This is a genomic window from Leptolyngbya sp. BL0902 (assembly GCF_016403105.1).
GTDB lineage: Bacteria > Cyanobacteriota > Cyanobacteriia > Phormidesmidales > Phormidesmidaceae > Nodosilinea.
The window spans coordinates 2,591,472-2,612,902 of the sequence record NZ_CP046155.1 but is presented as its reverse complement, the minus strand read 5'-3'; the positions used below and the strand labels follow the sequence as shown (position 1 = coordinate 2,612,902).

Here is a 21,431-nt window from a genome sequence, read left to right as displayed (position 1 = left end):
AGCCACTAGGGTCTGGAGCTGTGCCATGATTGCCACCCCTCAGCCATCCTTTCTTACCCCGCAAGCCTATTTTGAGTGGGAAGCCCAGCAGGACTTGCGCTACGAGTATTTTGATGGGGCTGTGTTCGCCATGACGGGAGGCTCGATTCCCCACGCGGACATTGCCTTCAACATGGCCAGTCTGCTGCGTAGCCGTCTGCAAGGCCGTTGTAAGGTCAGAAACTCCGATGCCAAGGTGGGCGTTACAGACGATGGCCCCTTTATCTACCCCGATGTTAGCGTGACCTGCGACGGGCGAGACCGAGCGGCGCAACGGTTTTCTCGCTACCCCTGCCTGATTGTCGAGGTGATGTCTCCTAGGGCGTGTCATCAAATAAGCCAGATGACGCAAGCCGCCATGTAAATGGCGCTGAGAAAGGTCTCGGCCAGCTTGTCATAGCGGGTGGCAATGGCTCGGTATTGTTTGAGTTTGGCAAAGAAATTCTCAATCAGGTGACGGGCCTTGTACAAGTCTCGGTCATACTCCCGGGGTGTCTTGCGGTTGCGTTTGGGCGGAATCACCGCCGTTTTGCCCTGGGCTTCGAGCGGCTCAATCACCCGTTTGTCGGCGTCATAGCCCTTATCGGCAAGCACGGTGTCGGTGGGAATATCGGCCAACAGAACATCTGCCCCATCGAGGTCACAGGCTTGTCCGGGCGTCAGATGAAGCCCCGTCGGGTTTCCCAAAGCATCGCAGGTGGCATGGATTTTGGTGCTTAATCCGCCTTTGCTGCGACCGATGCACTGAGCGTTGGCATCCCCCCCTTTGCCCCAGCACTGTGCTGGTGGGCGCGGACGATAGTGCTGTCAATCATCTGGTATTCGTTATCGGCATCGTTGGCTAAGGCGCGAAAGAGCCGTTCCCAGACTCCGGTTTTCGCCCAGCGACGGAAGCGGGTATGGACTTTGCGATAATGCCCAAAGCGCTCTGGCAAATCTCGCCAGGGGATGCCGGCCCGATAGCGATACAGCACCGCCTCCACAAATCGGCGATTGTCCTGGGCGGTCACGCCGACCCAGCCTTTAGAACCGGGCAGCAGATCCTGAATGCGTTCCCATTGGTCGTCGCGTAGGGCATGGCGGCGGGTCGTCATGGTTGGGTATATCAGGTTAACAATAGCCTTTCCAATTTACCTCAATTGATGACACGCCCTAGCACCGAAGCCTATGACCGGGGGGGCAAATTTGCGCTATATCGTCGCCTAGAGAGCTTGCAGGAGTATGTTCTAGTCGGATCTGAGCGCAAAACGGTGGAGGTCTTTCGCCGTGGGCAGGACACCTGGCAATTTATTCCCTACGAAAAACAGGATCCCATCATCCTAACCAGCCTAGACATTACCCTGGCCATGGCTGAGATTTACGAGGATGTTGTCTTGGGGGAGTAGACCCCCATTCGTGGTTTCCACCCGATCTCGGCGAGGCTGAGTTCACCCTTGACCCTGCTCTTGTCCCTATCTAGCCCTTTTAGGGTGTTGTCTAATTGGCCCGATGTGGTCAAGAATGGAGGATGTTTCGTTGCCTGGGGATCGCCACCTGAGACGGGTGGGCCGATCTGTTGGGACGATGGCTATTATATGTTTTGGGTTTGCCTTAGGAGCCTGCTGTGAGCGACGCATTTGACTACGACCTAATCATTATCGGGGCCGGAGTAGGGGGCCACGGGGCGGCGCTCCACGCCGTAAAATCGGGTCTCAAAACCGCCATTGTGGAAGCGGATGTGATGGGCGGCACCTGCGTCAACCGGGGCTGCATTCCCTCCAAGGCATTGCTAGCGGCTTCCGGTCGGGTGCGGGAACTGCGCGACGAGCACCACCTTAAATCCATGGGCATCCAAGTGGGTCAGGTGGGCTACGACCGTAGCGCCATCGCCGATCACGCCAAAAATCTGGTCAGCAAAATCCAGGGCGACCTCACCAACAGCCTCACCCGCCTGGGGGTAGACATTATTAAGGGCTGGGGTCGAGTCGTCGGTGAGCAAAAGGTGGCCATCGACACCGCCGAGGGCGAAAAGACCGTCACCGCCAAGGACATCATTCTGGCTCCGGGTTCCGTGCCCTTTGTGCCCCCCGGCATCACCACCGACGGCAAAACCGTCTTTACCAGCGACGAAGCCCTGAAACTAGACTGGCTACCGGACTGGATCGCTATCATCGGCAGCGGCTACATTGGCCTCGAATTTTCCGACATCTACACCGCCCTGGGCTGCGAAGTCACCATCATCGAAGCCCTGGATCAGCTCATGCCCACCTTCGACCCCGACATTGCCAAGGTGGCCCAGCGGGTGCTGATTGCCCCCCGCGACATTGACACCCGCGCCGGACTGATTGCCAAGACCATCACCCCCGGCAACCCCGTGGTGATTGAACTGGCCGACCGCGAAACCAAGGAAGTGGTGGAAGTCTTAGAAGTAGACGCCTGCCTGGTAGCCACCGGACGCATTCCCGCCGCCAAGAATATGGGCTTAGAGCGGGTGGGCGTGGAACTGGATCGGCGCGGCTTTATCCCCGTTAACGACCGTCTGCAAGTGACCCGCAATGGCGAACCTGTACCTCACCTGTGGGCCATTGGCGATGCCACGGGCAAGATGATGCTAGCCCACGCCGCCTCCGCCCAGGGGGTGATCACCGTGGAGAACATCTGCGGCCAGGATCGCACGGTGAACTACATGAGCATCCCCGCCGCCGCCTTCACCCACCCCGAAGTCAGCTTTGTGGGGCTGACGGAACCCGCCGCCAAGGAAAAGGCCGAGGCCGAAGGGTTCGCCATCGACACCGTCCGTAGCTACTTTAAGGGCAACTCCAAAGCCCTAGCGGAAGGGGAAACCGAAGGCTTGGCCAAGGTGATCTACCGCAAGGACACCGGGGAAATCCTGGGAGCACACATCATCGGTCTCCACGCTGCCGACCTGATCCAAGAAGCCGCCAACGCCATTCACCAAGGCCAAACCGTGACGGATCTGTCCTTCTGTGTCCACACCCACCCCACCCTGTCTGAGGTGATGGACGAAGCCTTCAAGCGTGCGGTGGTGGTGCCCGCATGACCATCCGCCGTCGTCCCCCCAATCCCCCCGTTGCGGTGAAGCATTTGCAGTACCAAATTCCAGCTCCGGATTCTGAACCGCGCAACATCCTGGAAAAAATTGTCTGGCACAAGGAAACGGAAGTTGCCCAAATGCGGGAACGCCTACCTTTGACTGACCTGCAACGGGATGTGTTGAGCGCACCTCCCGCCAGGGATTTCATTGCCGCCCTGCGCCAGGGGCCAACCTCCCCAACGCTAATTGCTGAGGTGAAGAAAGCCTCCCCCAGCAAGGGCGTGATTCGGGAAGATTTCGACCCCGTCGCCATCGCCCAAACCTATGCCAACCACGGGGCCGCTTGCCTCTCGGTGCTGACGGACAAAGCCTTCTTCCAGGGGGATTTTGAATACCTGGCCCAGGTGCGCCAAGCGGTGGATGTTCCTCTGCTCTGCAAAGAGTTCATCATCTACCCCTACCAAATGTATTTGGCCCGCTGCAAAGGGGCCGATGCAGTGCTGCTGATTGCGGCCATTTTGTCGGATAAAGACCTGCGCTACTTTGTGCAAATTGCCAAAGCCCTGGGCATGGCGGCCCTGGTGGAGGTTCACACCCTGGAGGAACTGGATCGGGTGCTGGCGATTCCGGCGGTGACGCTAATTGGCATCAACAACCGCGATCTAGAAACCTTCACCACGGATCTCGCCACTACCGACACCCTGATCTCGGCCCGCCGAGATCAGCTACAGGCCAGAAACGCTTTAGTTGTGGCAGAATCCGGTATTTTTACCGCCGAAAACGTGCAAACCTTGGCTACCGCTGGAGCCAGTGCCATACTGGTAGGAGAATCGCTGATGCGACAGCCCGATCCAGGGGCCGCGATTCATCAACTGTTTCCGGCCCTGGGGGATTAGTCGCCAGGTCATGATGACATCGATAGCCCTTAAAGCGGTCATCAACGATACGCCCTACAGCGGTCAGCAGTTTATCCACGCGGGTTATTTTTGGGGACACAACACCTATGGTGACTTCGGGCCAATCTGTTCCGCTGCCGTCTCACATTCACTACGAGCTACTGCTGCAACTGCTAGAACAGCAGACTATGGCAACCGTCTATCAATCTCCCCAACTGCGCCGACAAACCCAGGAGTTGATCATCACCCTGAGAAAGGCATTGTCCCAGCAGCGGCAGATTGAGGAAACCTGCAAGCTCTCCAACGTGGCTGTGGAATACCAGTGGTCTACCAACCAGCCCCTAGAGCGGTTTTCGGCGGAGATGTAGGGAGCGCCCGATCCGCGTTTCCGCCTAAGATCTTCCTGTCAATGGCCCCAGGAATTACCCCTAGGGATTACCCAAAGGGGCTTGGTCTTTCGCCCTGCTAATCCGGGGATAGCCCCGCAAGGCTGTGGAGGAAGACCAGCCAGCCGCCCCCAGTTGATGCTTCCGGTTGGCGTTCCCCCTTGTGCCGATTGCCCTAGTTCAGGAGGTTTTGGTAGTAGGTTCTCATGTGTTCCCTGGCTTCCCGATCCGAGGGAAAACTGCGGGTTGTGAAATCTAGGCCAGAGCTTGACTTAATCCGCAGATAGACATCGGTCGTGCTCACTCGCCACACCTCTAGGGTAAATCGTTCCGTTCTCCGATTGGCTTGATTACTGAAGATGCGACTGCCCTCTTGGCGAATCCCTTGGGTGAGGGCGGGGCAGGCTATACCGTCGCGATCCGCATCCACGGTGGCGGGTGCGGTGCCCATATAGTAGTGCCATTGGGCTTCGGGCTGGGTGGCAAAGTGAAAGCACTGGGTGCCCGCGTAGGGGGGCAAGGTTTGGGCCTTAGCTAGGGGCGCAGCGAGGAGCATGATCAGGTTGAGGGAGAGGGCTGTCGCGGTACGGGATGGTTGGGCGGGCATGGATAAAACACAGGACGCTACGGTCTTAGGGTGCCCAAGTTGCGCGTTTGAGTATCGTGCGGTCATCCCAAAATCTACCGATCCAGCCGCACCAATGGCCCTAGTTAGAGGCTTCCCAGCGGCATGGCCCAGCCTGAGGTGTGTGGCCGTGTTCTACGCCAATGGGCTTAGCCTTGGGTAGATGAAGCTCACCCGAAGCCTAAGCTAGGATGAGAGCCTACAGGTAAGGACAGCGTGGGTACATGGATCTTTCTTTTCTGTTAGCGATTGCGCTGCTGGTGGGGCTGTTCTTTTGGCTCAAGCGTTTTCGAGGACGGGGGAGAAGCTATCGTCGCACGCGATCCACCGCCGCCCCGACCAAAGCGCGTTCGGTGCGGGGCGCTACGCGGCGGGAACTGCTGCGGCTAGTGGGTGGCAATCAGGATGTGGCTCAGCGGCTGGTAGATCAAGTGCAGCTTCGCAACCCCAGCCACAGTGAGCAATGGTGCTGGGAAAAGGCGATTTACGATATCCAGCGCGACCGCAGAAGTTCCTGAGCCACACCATCGGCCCTGAGCTTCAGGCTCGGCCTGAGCAGAATTAGCTATCGGCTATGGATTGAGGCTTCAACAGGCTCGGACTAAGTGGGATTGGCTTTTCCACCGGGAGTGAGCGACTGGGATTGAGGGTTAGAGGCTCCCTTCTACTCTGGCATTGAAGCCATAGACCTTCCGTTCTCCGGCGAGAGCCACCAGGGTAACGGTGCGCTCATCCCCCGGCTCAAAGCGGACGGCGGTGCCAGCCGGGATATCTAGGCGCATTCCTCGCGCTTGGTCTCGGTCAAAGCTGAGAGCGGCGTTGACTTCATAGAAATGGAAGTGGGAACCGACCTGGATGGGGCGATCTCCTGTGTTCGCGACCGTCAGGGTGGCGGTGGCTTTTCCAGCATTGAGTTCAATTTCGCCCTCGGCGGGGAATAGTTCTCCAGGAATCATCCTTTACCTCCTAGGTTGGCAATCAAATCTTGGCGCTTTTGCTGCATGGCGCGTTCTACCAAGGGCAGGGCTTCCTCGATTTCCCGCCGCGCCGCGCCTTCAACCCCTGCTTCCAGCCGTTGGGTGAGGGCAATGACATGGGCGGTTTCGAGGGCGATTTCCGTGGGTACTTTAACGTCGGGAATCACCCCCGTACCGTCCCAGTTTTTGCCCGTCACCGGGTTGATAGCCTGCCCTGTGGGCATGAATACCCAAAAGTGATCGTGGAGCCGGAAGCCCCGGCCTGGGTTGGCCCCGCCCCGCGTGGTTTCGCCGATGATGGTGGCCCGCTGACGGGTTTGCAGATTGTAGGCAAATTCTTCGGCAGCGGAAAAGGTTTCGGGGCTGGTGAGCACAAACACAGGCTTACCCAGATACCGTGGCCCCGGCAGGTGGGGCAGCGTCCACCACTGGTGGGTTTCGTCGGTTTCGCTCCAGTAGAGGTCGTTGAGGTGAACGGCGGGGTGGGCCGGAAACAGGTAGCTACACAAAAACGCCACCGCTGCCGGAGATCCGCCCTGGTTGTGGCGCAGGTCGAAAATTAGGGCATCGGTGTGGGCCACGAGGGTCATCGCTGCGGCTAGGGCATCCCCGGCCAACTCCGGCGGTTCAAAGCTAAAAAGCTGAATGTAGCCCACATTGCCCGACAGGCGCTCCACCTTATTGAGGTCAAAATTGCGGCGACGGCTGGCCTGGGCTTGACGCTCTAGTTCGGCGGCGGTCGGTTCACCTTGGGGTTCGAGGTGGGGCAGGGGCACCGGGCTAAAGTGCAGCTTCAGGTGACGATCTTGGCTGAGGGCTTGGAGCTGGGCCGTGAGGGTATCGGCCAATTGTTGCCCCCCCGTGATGGTGCTATAGCCGCCGCTATCGAGACGCTGATCTAAATCAGCCTGGATTTTTTCCGCTACCTCTGGAAACACGTAGCGATCTAACTGGGCCACCAACGCCCCAATCACCGCCTCCACATCGTCGGGCTGGAGGGGAAAGTCGGTGGCGGAAGCAGTAGAGACAGAGGAATCCATGGCAGTGAGAAAGGGGGCAGTGAGCAATTGAGCTAGACCGTGCGCCAACGTTGGGGTCGAATCTGTCATACCAGGCAAACCTAGGGCTAAATCAGCCCACGATCTGAATGTCTCAAAACCAGTCGCCTGCGCTGGCCATCGCCCCATCGCTAGCCGCAAACCCAGCAACCCTAGCGAATGGGATCGTGAACGGTGACGAGTTTGGTGCCGTCGGGGAAGGTGGCCTCCACCTGCACCTCGTGGATCATATCGGCTACGCCATCCATGACGTCCTCCCGGCTGAGCAGGGTGGTGCCGTAGCTCATCAGTTCTGCCACAGTGCGGCCATCCCGCGCCCCCTCCAAAATAGCCGCCGAAATGTAGGCGACGGCCTCTGGGTGATTCAGCTTTAGTCCGCGATTTTTGCGCCGTTCTGCCACCAGAGCAGCGGTGAAAATCAGCAGCTTATCTTTCTCTTGGGGGGTCAGTTGCATGGGGCTAGCTCAAGGACAGAAACACAGGGATGGCGTTTGTCGTGGGGTGCGAAAGGCTATGGCCCGCTTTCTCCATCCCGCTCCCAACCTAGGCGAGGGACGGTGAAAATCTCTTTTTGCGCTCCTCTCTTGCCGGGGAGGGAGGCTAGGGATGAGGGCTAGCTAAAACCTAGAAGACAAGACTTTTAGTGTACCAAACGCCGCCCCTTTCAGGCTGGGCAGGGTACTGTGAGCCGGGGCTACCCCATTGGAGTGAGGGCTTGGGCCCCAGAGAACCTCTGGGTGCTTGGCCATAGGATGTTCCGTTAACGCAACATTCCGTAACATCTGCGGGCGTGCTTCGGTCAATCAATAGGATAATGATCAGAGCCAAATCCAGGTCGCCAATACCGCCTGGATGCTTACGTTTTAGGTATCTGCGAGGAAAGTGCTTTGGTCAGTACAGCCCCATTAAAAACATCGAAATCCCAAGAAATCTTTACCGCTGCCCAAAATCTGATGCCGGGGGGGGTTAGCTCTCCGGTGCGGGCCTTTAAGTCGGTGGGGGGGCAACCCATCGTCTTCGACCACGTCAAAGGGGCGTACATTTGGGACGTAGACGGCAACCAATATATTGACTACGTGGGCACCTGGGGGCCTGCCATTTGCGGCCATGCCCACCCCGAAGTGCTCTCGGCCCTGGCAGCGGCGTTGGAGAAGGGCACGAGCTTTGGCGCACCCTGCTATCTGGAAAACGTGCTGGCGGAGATGGTGATCCAGGCCGTGCCCAGCGTGGAAATGGTGCGCTTTGTGAACTCCGGCACCGAAGCCTGTATGGCAGTGCTGCGCCTGATGCGGGCCTACACCAAGCGCGACAAGATTATTAAGTTCTCCGGCTGCTACCACGGCCATGCGGATATGTTCCTGGTGCAGGCAGGTTCTGGCGTGGCTACCCTGGGTCTGCCCGATTCTCCCGGAGTGCCCAAGGCGGCCACCAGCGACACCCTCACCGCCCCCTACAACGACCTGGAAGCGGTGAAGGCCCTGTTTGCCCAAAATCCGGGGGAAATTGCGGGCGTGATTCTAGAACCCGTGGTCGGCAATGCGGGCTTTATCACCCCCGATGCGGGCTTCCTAGAGGGGCTGCGCGACCTCACCCGCGAAAACGACGCCCTGCTAGTGTTCGACGAAGTGATGACCGGGTTCCGTATTTCCTACGGCGGTGCCCAAGCTAAGTTCAACGTCACCCCCGACCTCACCACCATGGGTAAGGTGATCGGCGGCGGTCTGCCTGTAGGGGCCTACGGCGGTCGGCGGGAGATCATGGAAATGGTCGCCCCCGCTGGCCCGGTGTATCAAGCAGGCACCCTCTCCGGCAACCCCCTAGCCATGACCGCAGGCATCAAAACCCTGGAACTGCTCCAGCGCCCCGGCACCTACGAAGAACTGGAACGGCTGACGGCTAAGCTCAGCGAAGGGCTGCTCCAAGCCGCCCGTGAGGCCGGACACGAAGTCTGCGGCGGCCACATCAGCGCCATGTTTGGGATGTTCTTCCACCCCGGCCCCATCACCCGCTATGAAGAAGCCAAGCAGGCTGACCTGGATAAGTTCAGTCGCTTCCATCGGGCCATGCTAGAGCGCGGCGTGTACCTCGCCCCCTCCCAGTTCGAGGCCGGGTTCACCTCCCTCGCCCACACCGACGCCGACATCGACACCACCCTCGCCGCCGCCCGCGAGGTGTTCGCGATTCTGTAGGGCATACCCTCCCGGCTTAGGCTGAGCTTGCCCTCACCCCCAGCCCCTCTCCCAGGGAGGAGAGGGGAGCCGGAAACTGCTGTCAAAGTCCCTCTCCCAACTTGGGAGAGGGATTTAGGGTGAGGGAGAGACTAGGTTCAGGAAGATTTCACCCACCACATCGGCTCAGCCACGCTCAACACCCAACAACCTGGCTGATCCCTTTCATCGCGCCGTTCAACCGACGTGACACAATCGATCACAATTCATACCTACCACGGATACCATGGCTCCCTCTGACCCCACGGCTTCGGGCCTTTCCCTCAAACGTTTGGCCCTGATTGTTGTTACGGCCCTGGTGTCTCTGGTGCTGGCGCAGTCGCTCTTCAATAGCCTGACCGAGCCCCAGGTGGCCAGTCAGCTTCAGCTTTACCAAACCGACCTGCTGCTCGAAAGTAGCGCCTGGGATGGGGCCGGACTGCCCCCCGACCAGTGGCCCCTGCTGCGTCAGGGTTTGCTGGGAGAAGATCCCATCGCCACCGCCCAAAAGCAGTACAAATCCGTCCGTGAAGAAGCCACCGCCCTAGCCCAGGAGGCGTCCCCCCTTCCGGCCAACCTGGGGGAATCAGCTAATGACGGCAAACCCCTGCCCCGCCGTCAACAAACCGCCCTGGCCCAACAGCAAACCCTAATTGCCGAACTGGATGTGCGCCTAGGGTTGATGGACGCGGCTCAGGATCAATTGCCCGCCGCCCTAGACCGCTGGAGCCAAGTCCAAACCAGCGACACCGCCCCCGATGCGCTGATCCGCACCGCCACCACCCTCATCCGCCTGTGGGACGAGAAAACCGCCCTCCCCGAAGACGAGGCTTGGCTGCGGCAATCCCTCAAGGGCTGGTTTGAAACCCGCGCTCTAGAACAACTCTATCGTGTCGAAAATCGGGAAGGCGACCGCCAGCAACTGCTCGACCAAGAGCAAATCGCTGCCCAAGATCAACTGGTGAAACTGGCTATCGTCGGCACATTACCCGTCCTGGGGGCCGTCCTGGGCATTGGAATCCTCCTCGGCCTCGGCATCCAGTGGTTCCTCAAAGGCAACCGCTCCCTCCTGCGCCGCCCCGCTAGCCCAGAGTGGGTCATTCCCTGGGATGGCGAAACCATCTGGCAAGTGCTGATTGTGGGCTTCTTCTTTGTCGGGCAAATCCTGCTGCCCCTGCTGCTGGGTGGTTTGGGCCTCAGCGGTGCCGCCCTCAGCAGTCGCGGACGAGCCATCTTTTCCCTCACCTACTACCTCCTCATGTCCGCCGGAGGCTTGGGCGTTTTGTGGCTGTCGGTACGGCCCTATCGCCCTCTGCCTGAGGGGCTATTTCGGATTAGACTCTCGCTGCCAGGACTGCTTTGGGGCGCAGGCGGCTATCTCGTTGCCCTACCGCTGATGTTGATGGTTGCCCTGGTTAACCAACAAATTTGGCAAGGCCAGGGCGGCAGCAACCCCCTCCTGCAAACGGTGCTCGAAGAACAGGATCCCGTCGCCCTGATTGTCTTCTTTACTACTGCCGCCATCGCCGCCCCCCTGTTTGAAGAAACCCTATTTCGCGGCTTTCTGCTGCCCTCGCTCACCAAATACATGGGCGTCGGTTGGGCCGTAGGGCTAAGTGGCCTCATCTTCGCCGCTGCCCACCTTAGCCTGTCGGAGGTGCTGCCCCTCACCCTGCTAGGCTGCATTTTAGGTATCGTCTATAGCCGCACTCGCAACCTGCTCTCTCCCATGGTGCTGCACAGCCTATGGAATAGCGCCACCATGCTGGGGCTGTTTATCCTAGGAGGCTAGCCCATCCTCAGATTTATCGCCGGATACAAAACTGCGAGCCTTCCTTTGCTATACTAGTAAACCGAAGGCGGCGACATAGCCAAGTGGTAAGGCAGAGGTCTGCAAAACCTCCATCCCCCGGTTCGAATCCGGGTGTCGCCTTTATTTTTATGCCAAGTTTTAGCCCAAAGCCCTTGTAAATCAAGCGTTTTGGGATTGTATTGTTTTGTGTATTGTTGCCAGTTGTGGCTAGTTGTAGATAATTGAGGCCAAGATTCTAGGCAATTTTTAGGCATGGATTTTCAGGAGCGGCTGAACCGAGCCAATGGGCGACTGAAAGCGGGGCGCATCCGGGTGCGGTTGCAAGTGCTGAACCAAAAACTTTACGTCCGGGGCACGTTTCCCCCGGCCCCTGGCAGTGCGAAGGATGGCCCACACCAGCAGCGGATCGCCCTGGGGTTGCCAGCGAACCCTAGGGGCTTGGCCCTGGCGGAGGAACAGGCCAAGGCCATTGGGGTGGCTCTGGAGGGTGGCCGCTTCGATTGGGCCGATTGGCGGGGCACCAGGGCAGAATCGGTGGGGGAGTGGATCGAGCGGTTTCGGCGGCAGTGGCGGGGGGCGGCGATCACCTGGCGGACGGACTACCAGCAACCGTTCAACAAACTCCCCACCGAGGCACCGCTGACGGTGGCCCTGTTGGAGCAGACCGCCGAAAAGACGACTGAGGATTCGCGATCACGGTTGCGGGCCTGCAATGCCTATCGACAGCTCGCAGAGTTTGCGGGGTTGCCGTCGGCGGGGCTGGCGCAGCTCAAGGGGGGCTATTCGGCGACGGCGGTTGACCCCAGGTCGTTGCCCACCGATGACCAAATTGCAGAGTGGCGCGGCCAAATTGCCGATCCAGGGTGGCGATGGTTGTTTGGAATGCTGGCGGCGTATGGGTTGCGCCCCCATGAGGTGTATAGTTGCGACCTGGCGGACTTCCCCACGGTGCGGGTGAGTGAGGACACCAAAACCGGGGCGCGGTTTGTGTGGCCGCTCTATCCAGAGTGGGCGACGGCCTGGGAATTGCAGCACCAGGTCTTGCCACCGCTGGAGAACATCACCAATTACACTAATGCCCAGCTCGGCACGAAGACGGCCCGTTTCTTCGAGCGGTTTGGGAAGTGCCAAGCCTACGACCTACGCCACTGCTTTGCGCGGCGGTGCCTAGAATTTGGCTTTGCGCCTGAGTTTGGGGCCAAGTTGATGGGCCACAGCCCAGAAACCCATTGCCGGGTGTACCGCCGCTGGATCGACGAAGGGACGTATTGGGCCATCTACCAGGCGGGGCTGGCTAGGGGTGATCGTCCGTCGGCACCTCGTTAGTAGGAAATGAAATTTATTTCTTACTAACGCATGGTGTTTTTTCTGAGGTTGCTAACAGAAACTCAAAACAGCCGTATCCATTGACTGGCTATGCTTTGAGCCGTTTTAGCCTGTTTTTTATGGCCATTTTCAACTAATAACTAGGAAAATCGCCTTTCTACTACTAAGTATGAACTTGACTTTGCCACTTCTCCAGCCGCTCGACGTGCCACAGGTACGTTAGGCGAGCGGCGGTTGGGTTCTTCACTTTCCAGTGGTGGCCCTTCTTCAGTTCGCCGTTGGCTCTGGCGGTGGCCAGCACCCAGCGGGATACGCCCAGGCGATTGCAGGCGGCGGCGGTGGATAGCCAGGGGGAGTTAGCCATGATAGTGCTGCCTCTCTACCCACAGGACGCATAACCGCTCAATCAGCCGCTCTAGTGCCCCGGCATCACAGGTGAGGGGTGAGCCATCATCGCACCAGGCGCTTAGGTGGCTGAATCGGCTGTAGCCCAGCTCGATTCGCAGGGCGTCGGCCTGGGCGATCAGTGGGGAGAGGTCGGTGGGGGCGGGGAGTCTACCGGACATCAGCCACGGCCCCCTCTTTCCAGTCCAACCGGGGTAGCCAGCCCACACCGGGGGAGTTTTCCACAGCCTTCCCCTGTGGAAAACCCTCTCTCCCCCCCGGCCCCCCCTCTCTCTGCCCGGATTTTAAATTTTTTTGAAGGAGGGATTTCAAGCTACACACTTCATTTTCCCCCCCTTGGCCTGTAACAGTCGAGTTTTCAAGGATTCCGAGGCTCTCCCTCACGAGGGCTCTCATCTCCTCTATGGTGGCTGGAACCCGCTCTGTCTGGGCTGTTACAGGCTGTTCGGTGGGGGTGGCCTCTGGGGTGGCCTCTGGGGTGGCCTCTGCGGTGCCTGCGGGGTGCCACAGTTCCCGGTTTCGGTACAGGGTGGCGATGGAGCATTGGGCCAGCTCTGCCAGCTTAGTGGCCAGTTGGCGGATGGAAAGGCCCACGGCATCGCCCAGCTTGGTGATCGCCTCTTTGATGCGCTCGCGGGCCTCGGCGGCACGGTATTCGTTTACCGATAGGTTGGTGTGGTTGATCAAGGGCAAGCTGCCCAGGGGCCAGTAGTAATGGCTGGCGGAGATGGCCCAATGATGGGCACGGCGGTTGAGGTCGGCCTGGTGATCGCTGAACTGGAAGAAGCCGGGGGCATTGGTGGCGGTGCGCTCGATGTAGTCCACCAGCTCCTGTCCACCGAGGCCGCGAAACACTCTCCCGTAGCAGGCGATTTCCTTCAGCAGGTGGTTGGTCTGGTGTGGGCCTGTCCACCCCTCTGCAATAGTGGCCTCCAGGTCGGCTTGCCACTGGGCTACCTTGCCTTTGGCCATGCGCTGCCGTTTGCGGCGGTGGGCCTTGGCAGTGGAAATGGCCTCTAGCAGCATCTCCATGTCGGTGTGCTGTTGGCGGTTGTCCCACATTCCCAGGAAGATGGCCAGGTTTTCGCCCTGGGGCATGGGGTCTAGGTCGAAGGGATCGACTACACAGCTCCCGGTGGCGGGTTGCAGCGGCAGGCGGTGCCCGTTGTACTCGGTAAACTCGCCTTCCCACCATTTGGCATAGGCTTTCACGTTGGGGAAGCACTCTAGCTGGCCAGGGGCGAGGGGGTAGCCATGGGCTAGGAAGGTTTGCTCTAGGGCGACGGCTAGGCCAAAGGTGTTGACGGCCTGGGGCAGGGGGCAATAGATGTGGTGCCCACCACTCCATGAACTACGGATCACGATGGGCCGCGCAATGCCGATGGTCTCCAGTGCCCAGCACAATTTCTGAATCCCTTCGGGGGTGTTGTGGGGGCTGTCGTGGTCAACATCCACCAGGCCGTAGCGGGTGGTGCTGCCAAACCGAACCCCCACAATGGTGCTGGCGTCTTGGTATTTCTGCCACAAAATGCGGGGCCGGATGGGGTGCTTTGTGTTGGTCTTCCAGTCGGTCTTTAGCCCGTCGTTGGGGGTCTCTATCCAGCGCCAACTGTAGCTAAAGATTTCTGCTATCCTGGCTCCATGCGGATGGCTCGGCAATAAGGCTGTCTTCACAATTTTTTACCTCTGAATCACAACACCAAAAAGGCGATCACCTAGGGCGGTGGTCGCCGTTTTCATTTCTTCGTTCGGCTGAATCTGGCCATCTTCGTCCAGTGCCAGCAAATCATCAGGCTTGCCTGTCCAGCCGCATTCTTCGCAGTTCCACCAGGGGGATTCCTCCTCATCTGGCTCAACCCACGACCCCAGGCAGCTAGGGCAAAGCAACTCTTGATAGGTTGATTCAGCGTCATTCATCGGCCCGTGCCCCGGCTGGCGTCGTCTTCACACAGCAGCTTGCCCACCCAGTCATAAAAAGGGGCGTGGGCTTGGGCCTGTTGGTGTTCGGGCCGCAGGCGGCGCTGTTCATCGGCGGCGGCCCCGTGCAGCAGGGCGGCGCGGGGTTGAATGTTCGGTGCCCCTAGGTTGCCGCATCGCAGATGGATGGCCGTTTCGTCTATTCGCTCAATTCGTAACCAGTTTTTACCGGAATACATAGCGTCACAACAGGTTGGGATAATTGGGGTTCCCCCCTGAAGCAAACTTGGCAGGGCGCATCAGAGGGGTTTGTTCCGTAAAGCAATTTATGCTTCCTCTGAAGGATAGCGTAAACGGCTTTACCCGTAAACTGGTTTACGCTACTATGAAACAGAATTCTAAGAAGGAGTCACCCTTGGAAGTCCTTCGGATGCAAGCAGATGTGACCCAAGAAGATGTGGCGAAAGCCCTTGGGGTCACGGATCACACGTATCGAAATTGGGTCAAAGGTAGGGCTAGGGCACAGCTCACCATTCGCCAGGTTAAAGCCCTGTGCAATGTGTTGAGATGTGAGCTTCGAGACCTGCCAGACGACTTTTTCGAGCAGTAACAAAAACGGGGGGCCGCAATGCAGCACCCCCGCCAAACTCTCAAATTTAAGGACACCCCTATGGTACCCAACGACAACAGCCCCCAACCGGGGGCCGATGTTTTGCGCCCAGACATCATCAACCCGCTGCGGGATTACCACCTAGAGCCTAGGTTGAATTGGCTGAAAGACAACTACAGTCGGCTTTCCGAGAGCGAGCAGGTTATCGCCACAGCGATAATTCAGCTCTATCAGCAGATCCAGCGGCTTGATGGTGCATGGCGGATTCAGCAAGATCGGCTGATCCAACTGGAGGAGGATCAGGAGTTTTCACGGCGGCTGGAGCAACTAGAGGAACGACTTTCTAAGCTGGAGGAAATTTAGCTATGTGGAAAATCTACCTGCTAGGGCCATGCAAAGTTAAATGGCATCTGATTGGCCAAAACCACAACCGGGCAACCGCCGAATACCATTTTGCTCGGCTCAAAAGCTACATGAGGAACCACACCCTACAGCTCGTTTGGGAGCAGCAACCCCATGACCCAACAGCACATTGAAGACCTGGCGCGGAAGATTCGCGCCAATGCCCCGGCTATCGGGTGGCTCACGGCCTGGAACATGGCCATTAGGATGATCAACGCTGCCAAGTAACCACAAACCCCCGGCCCATGGGTCGGGGGTTTTGCTTTGGGCTTGGTTTCGGCTAATTGCCCAGCGACAACCGAATCACCAGCCCGACCAGGGCAATGGCCGCACTAATCGACAGTGCCGCCGAAATGCCACCCACCCACTTGATCACATCCCAAGTCCGGTCTTCCCACTTGCGGCCCCGGTCTTGCTCCTCCCTCATCTGGCCCAGATCAGTGGCCAGCTTCTCTAGGGTGGCTTCTATCCGGTCTAGGCGGTCGTTGCTCTCGCTACTGGCAGTCATGGCAATCGGGGGATGGCTACCCCTCCATTATCGACGGTCTCGCACCAGGTCGTGGATGGTTTTTTCCACGCACCAGCTCAGCGGCTTGCCCCGGTTCTCCAGGCGCGTGTGGTGCAACAACCGGGCCGATATTTCTTCATTGTGGGTGTAGATAGAGATTTCCTTCACAGCAGCCCGTATCTGGTGAGGGGTGGCCGTCAGTAGGCGGGGGCGGCGTTGCCTACGGGGCGATATGGGTGGCCGCTGGCGGCGAACGGCCCACACTAGGAGCACAGGCACCGCCAGCACCAGCACCAGCAACCACACCAGCCCAAACACCGCAGCCGCAAACAGCAAAAAATCCATCGCCCTGCCAAGCTCATCCCGCTTAGAGTGCCCCCAAAATCAGCACGGCTACCAGGGCAGACACCGCAATGATGATCAGCCGATACACCATCCCCACCATGGTGGTAGGGGTGATAATCCACGATGCCCCCAGGTATAGGGTGTCGGCCATGGTTTTGGGCGGTGGCGACGGTGGCGGGGGTAGGGGTTCTCCAGTGTGATGATCAAGAGGATTTAGCCCTGCTACCGTGGTGGGGCCATCGTCCGTGTTGATCGTGTCCAGCTCGTCTTCAACAATGCGGATCAGCGCATTTCCCAAATTGAGCCTAGAGCCAATGCAGATCGGCTTGGGGTCGTGGGCCTGGAGCAACTGCCCATCTAGGCGGGTGCCACTCGTGCTGCCCAAGTCGGTGATCGTCCAACGGTCTGAGGCAAACGAGTAGGCAATGGCGGCGTGCTTGCGGCTCACCGAGGGAATGCCTATAGTTAAGTCGCACTGGGGATGTCTGCCAACGATCCACTCCCCCAGGCGGGTATGGTGGGACTCCTCCGGCTCTGGCGCGTCAATCGAAAAGTAAGACCCGGCCCAGGACTTATCCCCAAAGGTTGGGTCAAAATAGAGCGTCAATTTGGGCATCTAGAGCAACCGCCAAAACGACACCCGCGCCCCTGGCAGCCAGGGCACTGGGGCAAACCGAATCCGATAGGGACGGGCCGTATCCATGCGAAGCCCAGAGGGAGCCTCTAGGGGCACAACCTGAGAAGGAAGCAATAGCCGCTTAGTGCCAAACTGGGCTACCTGATTCAGCCATCCGGCCCGATACCAGTCCGGTTCAGGGCGCTTCAGAAACGATACTTCCACCCGGATATATTCCGCCTGCAAAACCATGGGCAGGGTTCGCGGATCACGGTAGCCCTTCTCGGTGTACAGCACACTGCCGATAAATCGCCACTGATCACTCATCGCCGCTTCATCTCAACTGGGATATACCAGCGGCCTGCGTGGCGAAACGCATAAAGCTTATTGGTGCGAATCAAATACAGCACCCCGCTGGGACTGTAGCCATTGCGGCGGCCCCACTCTTTTGGGGAGAGGGACACGGCCTGATTAGTTCCCAAAACAGGCCGTGTCAGCAAGGGCCGCCACACCATTAGATGTAGTTGACCTTCCGGGGGCGGTAGACCTCATCAATTTTGAGGCTCCCAATCCCAGCACCCCGATCAACGTTCTTACCAGGCAACTCCAAAATTGCATTATCCACCTTGTCCGGGTGGCAGTAAAACGTAATTCGGAATTTCTTGTCTCGCTGGGCTTGATTCGTGCCAACCCCGCCAGCGACTTGACCAGTAGCAACCGCAACCATCCGAACCAGGTACTTCTTATAGTCCTGGGTTTTCATTTTCAGTTTGTTGGTTGAGTTGTCGCGGTCGGTTGCAGGCTTAATGCCAATGATCCGCTTAACGGATCTATTTCCGTAAAAGTATTTTGCCCCACTAAATCGGAGACGAGTACCGCCGATGTCGTCGGCAATCAATCGCAATTTTTCGGTTCCCATAATGACCCTCAGTCAAAAAGATTGTTAGGAGATCGAAGCCCCGTTAGGGGCATTGTTAAACAGGCGTTCAGTATTGATTTAGGTCAGGTAAGGAACCGCTGCAACGGCAAAGCCCGTAGCGGTTGCCGTGACGGTGACAGGCAGAGTCATGGTGATGGACAGCAGGCCGTTCTCTGCATCCAAATCAACCTGCACATTGTTGAGGGGTTCCAGGTCGGTGGATTGGGCACGTTCCAGGGCATTCAGCGCGCTGGCAACTTCAATCGCTTGAGCTTCGGCAGAGGTGGCAGTGGAGTTAATAGCAGCAGCCATAACGGGTTTCTCAACGGAAAGACAATTCCGTTATAGCCCAGTTCAACCCTGTTTTTAGGGCAGGAGATTACATTCTCGTTTTGGCCCCTAGACCCCAAAACAGGCTAGGGAATCGGTAGAGACCAAACGGGTAACAATCGGTCGTCGCTACTGCTGTAATACTTCGCAACGTGAAACTCAACGGGAACAGGTGCTATCTCCAAGTTGATTTTTTCGGTGATTTTAACGATTGCCCCCCTAGCCCAATTGCGGCTAATCAACGACAGCACATATTCAGATGTTCGTTTTGCTTCAGCTCGATTAAAGCAGTTCAACACGCAGCAGGAATTATCGGCAAGCTGAATAGTCGCCTGAAAACTGCCACGGCGATACTTAAATCGCTTGATTCTCTTGAGGGTTTCGATGTCCCGCTGCGTCGTATATCGAGGGTGCGGAATGGTGAAGCTTCGTCTATAGGTCGGCGAACCGTCGTTCCCGCTGGGCTTGGTCACGATGATCATCTGGTCAACGCTGATCGACTTCTTCAGATTCCAGGTTTCAGGAATGGCTATGCCGTCACTTTCCTCTGGTGGGCATCTCAGCAGCTCCCACAGGGCGGCAATGCCATCTAGGGCCAAATTCAGCTTGGCATCAATGCCGGGGATGCCGTCTGCTTCGGATGAGCGGATATCCTGTGGCGGATCTTCTCCCACGGGGCAAGGGCTAAGGTCAATCTCTCCTTCGTAGGCTTTATCGAGATTGTCCGTTAGGATTTTCTTGTTGTCGTCCACAACCCTCTGGATCTTGTCGCACTTCCCGGCAATGTTGCGGGAATCATATCGACAAACCGCAGGCCGCTGAATGTTGTTGGTTTGGTTAACCGTTTGGGTAACGATCTGGATCAGGGGATTGGTGGCCGGGTTGCCGCTTAGATCGGGGTTGGTGGGCGTGTTTACCCGGGGCCGCTCACCAGGCCGAATGCGAACGGGCACCTCTGGCCAATTTGAGGGGTTGGGATTAATGCCCGGTATGAACGGCGTGGGCGTGCTGATGCGGCCCGGAATGATGCGGGGCTGAAATCGCCGGGTGGGATTTGGATTTATCAGGGGCCGCTGCGCGGGGCGAGGTGCTCCGGGGTCATAGTTTGGCCGGGGGCCAGGGTTGGGGCTGGGGTTTGGCTGGGGTTGTGGCTGTGGCTGGGGCTGGGGGTTTGGCTGGGGCGTGGGTTGGGGCGTGGGGCGCGGGTCTAGGGGCCGCTGTGGGGCAGGTGGTGCGGTGGGGTCGGGGTTTGTCCTAGGGGCCGGGGCCGGGGGCGCAAAGGGAAATTGCGGCGGGGCGGGCGTGGGATTGCGTAGCGGCCACGGCAGATCATCTGGCTGGCTGGGCAGGTTGGGCACGGGCAACGCCGGGGAACGGCGGCGGCGGGAGGGGTTGGGCTCATATTGGGGCAGAATTTCTCCGGGTGGATCACCGCCTGTATCAGGCAATCCGTCTGATCTCCGAATCGACAGGTTGCGGATTGATTCGTTGTTCAGCCGCCCCGCGCCTAGAATGGGCGTGGTCGGGACAATAGCCGTCTCGGTAAAAACACAATACACCCGACCCCAATACGGATGATTGAACAGGCCGATCCCAGAAATCGGCCCTTGCACATTGGCAAAAAAAGCATACTGAGCATCTATGCCATCGTCTAGCGTAGCCCCCACAAAATGTTTAGGAGCGAACCAAACGCCCTCAACGCGATAGGGCACAGCCATTTGCCCACCCCTAAAAGGCGGTGGCATTCCGAGATCTGTATTTGTGCCCCTAGGAATGGCCCCTGGATCAAGCTGGTTGGGATATTGCGGAAAAACAGGTAGCGGTGGGCCGGGGATGGTGGCCGGAATGCCCATCGCATCGGCAATCGTGGGATTGACGCCATCCCTGGCAGGGTTTGGGATATCCCCACTGGGCAGGGAGCCAACAGCACCAGGGGGCAGATCGGGCTGGGGATAGGCCCACCGGAAAAAGCTATCAACGCCTGCCTGTGCTACTGCTTCACCCAGCCCCACCGCCGCACCGCCTGGGGTAATGCCTGCCACGGGGCGCGTAGTGTTCACGGGCCGGGGGCCAGTGTAGGTTCCTGGCTGAGCCACGGGATTGACGGGGCGGGGGTTGCCGCCGAAATTGGCAGGCACCACATTTTGAGGCAGGGGGTTCACGGGGCGAGGGCCGCCGAAATTCCCCGGCACCACATTTTGAGGCAGGGGGTTTACGGGCCGGGGGCCACCAAAATTTCCCTGCACAACACGCCCCCCACCAGTCGGCATGGGGGCGCGGGGCGTAGCGGCAGCATTAACGGCAGACACGGGCATTTATGGCAACCAGGCGGTGGGCATGGCAACGTTTGAAACTTCAATAGCATCCAGCCATAACGGATTAGTGCTTTCCCTCCAGTTGGGATTCAGAGGAAGCGAGATGTGAAGGATGAGCCGCTCCGAGCCGTCTTCGGCCAGACCATCCGTAGCGGTCACGATGGGGATATTGGGGCCGTTCCGCTGCTCTTGGTACTCGGTTTTATTGTGCAGTTTGTAGAAAGCTAATCCAGCCCAAGCAAGAACCTTTTCAAGCGTATTGTTAGCGACGGGGATTTGAGTGGCGGGGTTTAGTGTGGTCATAGGTAGGATTGAGCATTGAAATCTACCTAATTTTGGCCCATTCCAGCATGGTTGATCGAGCTAAACTAGGGCATAAACTAGGCAAGCTTTTAGGCTCGATTCTCAAAAACCTTGCAAATCAAGGCATTAGGGGCTTTACTCGGAGGTCTGCAAAACCTCCATCCCCCGGTTCGAATCCGGGTGTCGCCTTTAAACGATTTCACTAAAGGCTGTTCTAGAGCCAGGGGGTGGAAAAGACTCCTGGGATTTTGACATCCTCCGTCGGTCGAGAAGCTTCCATGGGGTTGGATTAACCCCCGACAAAAGTTCGCGCCTTTGCGTCGATGACCATGCCCGATCCTTTCTTGGGAAAACGATACAAGCCCTGGCTTCCTCAAGAAACCAGGGCTTAGCTTTCAGA

General features: G+C 58.4%; 28 protein-coding genes and 1 tRNA gene. 12 read left to right on the top strand and 17 right to left on the bottom strand.

The genetic code is table 11. From position 1 onward, the window contains the following. Window positions 1-25 precede the first annotated feature (25 nt). Window positions 26-403, top strand: a complete 378-nt coding sequence (locus GFS31_RS11560; RefSeq protein WP_263974828.1) for a Uma2 family endonuclease — start codon at window positions 26-28, stop codon at window positions 401-403. Here the strand turns inward: GFS31_RS11560 and GFS31_RS11555 are convergent. Continuing rightward, window positions 370-1,133 (bottom strand): IS5 family transposase gene (locus tag GFS31_RS11555; RefSeq protein ID WP_410503851.1). Its coding sequence is split into 2 segments (ribosomal slippage): window positions 370-795 and window positions 798-1,133, totalling 762 coding nucleotides; the frame shifts between segments, so codons are not numbered across the junction. The genes GFS31_RS11560 and GFS31_RS11555 overlap by 34 nt on opposite strands. 48 nt (window positions 1,134-1,181) lie before the next feature. Between GFS31_RS11555 and GFS31_RS11550 the strand changes: the two genes are divergently transcribed. From GFS31_RS11550 to GFS31_RS11535, 4 genes are all read left to right on the top strand, one after another. Then, complete coding sequence (locus GFS31_RS11550; RefSeq protein WP_225907394.1) at window positions 1,182-1,424, top strand: Uma2 family endonuclease; 243 nt, start codon at window positions 1,182-1,184, stop codon at window positions 1,422-1,424. Window positions 1,425-1,642: 218 nt separating this feature from the next. Further along, window positions 1,643-3,079: a dihydrolipoyl dehydrogenase gene (gene lpdA / locus GFS31_RS11545; RefSeq protein ID WP_198804971.1), complete on the top strand. Its 1,437-nt coding sequence runs from the start codon at window positions 1,643-1,645 to the stop codon at window positions 3,077-3,079. Continuing rightward, a complete protein-coding gene (trpC, locus tag GFS31_RS11540) occupies window positions 3,076-3,969 on the top strand; it encodes an indole-3-glycerol phosphate synthase TrpC (protein ID WP_198804970.1) in 894 nt (297 codons plus the stop codon). The genes lpdA and trpC overlap by 4 nt, the downstream gene beginning before the upstream one ends. A gap of 107 nt (window positions 3,970-4,076) precedes the next feature. Then, window positions 4,077-4,337, top strand: a complete 261-nt coding sequence (locus GFS31_RS11535; protein WP_198804969.1) for a DUF5340 family protein — start codon at window positions 4,077-4,079, stop codon at window positions 4,335-4,337. Between the two features lie 193 nt (window positions 4,338-4,530). Here the strand turns inward: GFS31_RS11535 and GFS31_RS11530 are convergent, their stop codons facing one another. Continuing rightward, window positions 4,531-4,962 (bottom strand): hypothetical protein, encoded by a 432-nt coding sequence (locus tag GFS31_RS11530; RefSeq protein ID WP_198804968.1) that lies wholly within the window; start codon window positions 4,960-4,962, stop codon window positions 4,531-4,533. A 242-nt stretch (window positions 4,963-5,204) separates the two neighbouring features. Here GFS31_RS11530 and GFS31_RS11525 point away from each other — a divergent pair, with 242 nt between their 5' ends. Beyond that, a complete protein-coding gene (locus GFS31_RS11525; RefSeq protein ID WP_198804967.1) occupies window positions 5,205-5,498 on the top strand; it encodes a hypothetical protein in 294 nt (97 codons plus the stop codon). A 132-nt stretch (window positions 5,499-5,630) separates the two neighbouring features. Here GFS31_RS11525 and GFS31_RS11520 read toward each other — a convergent pair whose 3' ends face one another. The 3 genes from GFS31_RS11520 to ureA all read right to left on the bottom strand — a co-directional run bounded on the left by GFS31_RS11520 (window position 5,631) and on the right by ureA (window position 7,470). Next, window positions 5,631-5,936, bottom strand: coding sequence for an urease subunit beta (locus tag GFS31_RS11520; protein WP_198804966.1), 306 nt, complete (start codon window positions 5,934-5,936; stop codon window positions 5,631-5,633). Continuing rightward, window positions 5,933-6,997: a S41 family peptidase gene (locus GFS31_RS11515; RefSeq protein ID WP_198804965.1), complete on the bottom strand. Its 1,065-nt coding sequence runs from the start codon at window positions 6,995-6,997 to the stop codon at window positions 5,933-5,935. Before GFS31_RS11515 ends, GFS31_RS11520 begins: the two co-directional genes overlap by 4 nt. Before the next feature lie 170 nt (window positions 6,998-7,167). Beyond that, window positions 7,168-7,470 (bottom strand): urease subunit gamma, encoded by a 303-nt coding sequence (gene ureA / locus GFS31_RS11510; protein ID WP_198804964.1) that lies wholly within the window; start codon window positions 7,468-7,470, stop codon window positions 7,168-7,170. Window positions 7,471-7,902: 432 nt separating this feature from the next. Here ureA and hemL point away from each other — a divergent pair, with 432 nt between their 5' ends. The 4 genes from hemL to GFS31_RS11490 all read left to right on the top strand — a co-directional run bounded on the left by hemL (window position 7,903) and on the right by GFS31_RS11490 (window position 12,361). Beyond that, on the top strand, window positions 7,903-9,204 hold the full coding sequence (gene hemL, locus GFS31_RS11505; protein WP_198804963.1) for a glutamate-1-semialdehyde 2,1-aminomutase: 1,302 nt from the start codon (window positions 7,903-7,905) through the stop codon (window positions 9,202-9,204). A gap of 265 nt (window positions 9,205-9,469) precedes the next feature. Next, window positions 9,470-11,014 (top strand): CPBP family intramembrane glutamic endopeptidase, encoded by a 1,545-nt coding sequence (locus tag GFS31_RS11500; RefSeq protein ID WP_198804962.1) that lies wholly within the window; start codon window positions 9,470-9,472, stop codon window positions 11,012-11,014. A 69-nt stretch (window positions 11,015-11,083) separates the two neighbouring features. Next, a tRNA-Cys gene (locus GFS31_RS11495) sits at window positions 11,084-11,155 on the top strand. A gap of 132 nt (window positions 11,156-11,287) precedes the next feature. Then, the gene (locus GFS31_RS11490; protein ID WP_225907393.1) at window positions 11,288-12,361 is read left to right on the top strand and encodes an integrase; all 1,074 of its coding nucleotides are present in this window, start codon (window positions 11,288-11,290) and stop codon (window positions 12,359-12,361) included. A gap of 163 nt (window positions 12,362-12,524) precedes the next feature. Here the strand turns inward: GFS31_RS11490 and GFS31_RS11485 are convergent, their stop codons facing one another. From GFS31_RS11485 to GFS31_RS11470, 4 genes are all read right to left on the bottom strand, one after another. Beyond that, a complete protein-coding gene (locus GFS31_RS11485) occupies window positions 12,525-12,725 on the bottom strand; it encodes a hypothetical protein (RefSeq protein ID WP_198804961.1) in 201 nt (66 codons plus the stop codon). Next, window positions 12,718-12,927: a hypothetical protein gene (locus tag GFS31_RS11480; protein ID WP_198804960.1), complete on the bottom strand. Its 210-nt coding sequence runs from the start codon at window positions 12,925-12,927 to the stop codon at window positions 12,718-12,720. The genes GFS31_RS11485 and GFS31_RS11480 overlap by 8 nt, the downstream gene beginning before the upstream one ends. Beyond that, complete coding sequence (locus tag GFS31_RS11475) at window positions 12,917-14,440, bottom strand: hypothetical protein (protein WP_198804959.1); 1,524 nt, start codon at window positions 14,438-14,440, stop codon at window positions 12,917-12,919. Before GFS31_RS11475 ends, GFS31_RS11480 begins: the two co-directional genes overlap by 11 nt. Window positions 14,441-14,679: 239 nt before the next feature. Then, entirely contained in the window at window positions 14,680-14,922 is a 243-nt protein-coding gene (locus GFS31_RS11470; RefSeq protein WP_198804958.1) for a hypothetical protein, read from the bottom strand. Between the two features lie 89 nt (window positions 14,923-15,011). Here GFS31_RS11470 and GFS31_RS11465 point away from each other — a divergent pair, with 89 nt between their 5' ends. Both GFS31_RS11465 and GFS31_RS11460 read left to right on the top strand, forming a co-directional pair. Next, entirely contained in the window at window positions 15,012-15,293 is a 282-nt protein-coding gene (locus GFS31_RS11465) for a helix-turn-helix transcriptional regulator (protein WP_315865621.1), read from the top strand. 60 nt (window positions 15,294-15,353) lie between these two features. Continuing rightward, the gene (locus tag GFS31_RS11460) at window positions 15,354-15,656 is read left to right on the top strand and encodes a hypothetical protein (protein WP_198804956.1); all 303 of its coding nucleotides are present in this window, start codon (window positions 15,354-15,356) and stop codon (window positions 15,654-15,656) included. A 319-nt stretch (window positions 15,657-15,975) separates the two neighbouring features. Here the strand turns inward: GFS31_RS11460 and GFS31_RS11455 are convergent, their stop codons facing one another. The 8 genes from GFS31_RS11455 to GFS31_RS11420 all read right to left on the bottom strand — a co-directional run bounded on the left by GFS31_RS11455 (window position 15,976) and on the right by GFS31_RS11420 (window position 21,031). After that, window positions 15,976-16,203: a hypothetical protein gene (locus GFS31_RS11455; protein WP_198804955.1), complete on the bottom strand. Its 228-nt coding sequence runs from the start codon at window positions 16,201-16,203 to the stop codon at window positions 15,976-15,978. A 27-nt stretch (window positions 16,204-16,230) separates the two neighbouring features. Continuing rightward, the gene (locus tag GFS31_RS11450) at window positions 16,231-16,548 is read right to left on the bottom strand and encodes a hypothetical protein (RefSeq protein ID WP_198804954.1); all 318 of its coding nucleotides are present in this window, start codon (window positions 16,546-16,548) and stop codon (window positions 16,231-16,233) included. A gap of 22 nt (window positions 16,549-16,570) precedes the next feature. Beyond that, a complete protein-coding gene (locus GFS31_RS11445) occupies window positions 16,571-17,164 on the bottom strand; it encodes an FHA domain-containing protein (protein ID WP_198804953.1) in 594 nt (197 codons plus the stop codon). After that, on the bottom strand, window positions 17,165-17,491 hold the full coding sequence (locus tag GFS31_RS11440) for a hypothetical protein (RefSeq protein ID WP_198804952.1): 327 nt from the start codon (window positions 17,489-17,491) through the stop codon (window positions 17,165-17,167). A gap of 187 nt (window positions 17,492-17,678) precedes the next feature. Then, a complete protein-coding gene (locus GFS31_RS11435; RefSeq protein WP_198804951.1) occupies window positions 17,679-18,083 on the bottom strand; it encodes a hypothetical protein in 405 nt (134 codons plus the stop codon). A 78-nt stretch (window positions 18,084-18,161) separates the two neighbouring features. Continuing rightward, on the bottom strand, window positions 18,162-18,395 hold the full coding sequence (locus GFS31_RS11430) for a hypothetical protein (protein ID WP_198804950.1): 234 nt from the start codon (window positions 18,393-18,395) through the stop codon (window positions 18,162-18,164). 104 nt (window positions 18,396-18,499) lie between these two features. Beyond that, window positions 18,500-20,728, bottom strand: coding sequence for a hypothetical protein (locus GFS31_RS11425; protein ID WP_198804949.1), 2,229 nt, complete (start codon window positions 20,726-20,728; stop codon window positions 18,500-18,502). Beyond that, window positions 20,729-21,031 (bottom strand): hypothetical protein, encoded by a 303-nt coding sequence (locus GFS31_RS11420; protein WP_198804948.1) that lies wholly within the window; start codon window positions 21,029-21,031, stop codon window positions 20,729-20,731. It abuts the gene before it with no gap. Window positions 21,032-21,431: the final 400 nt, after the last annotated feature.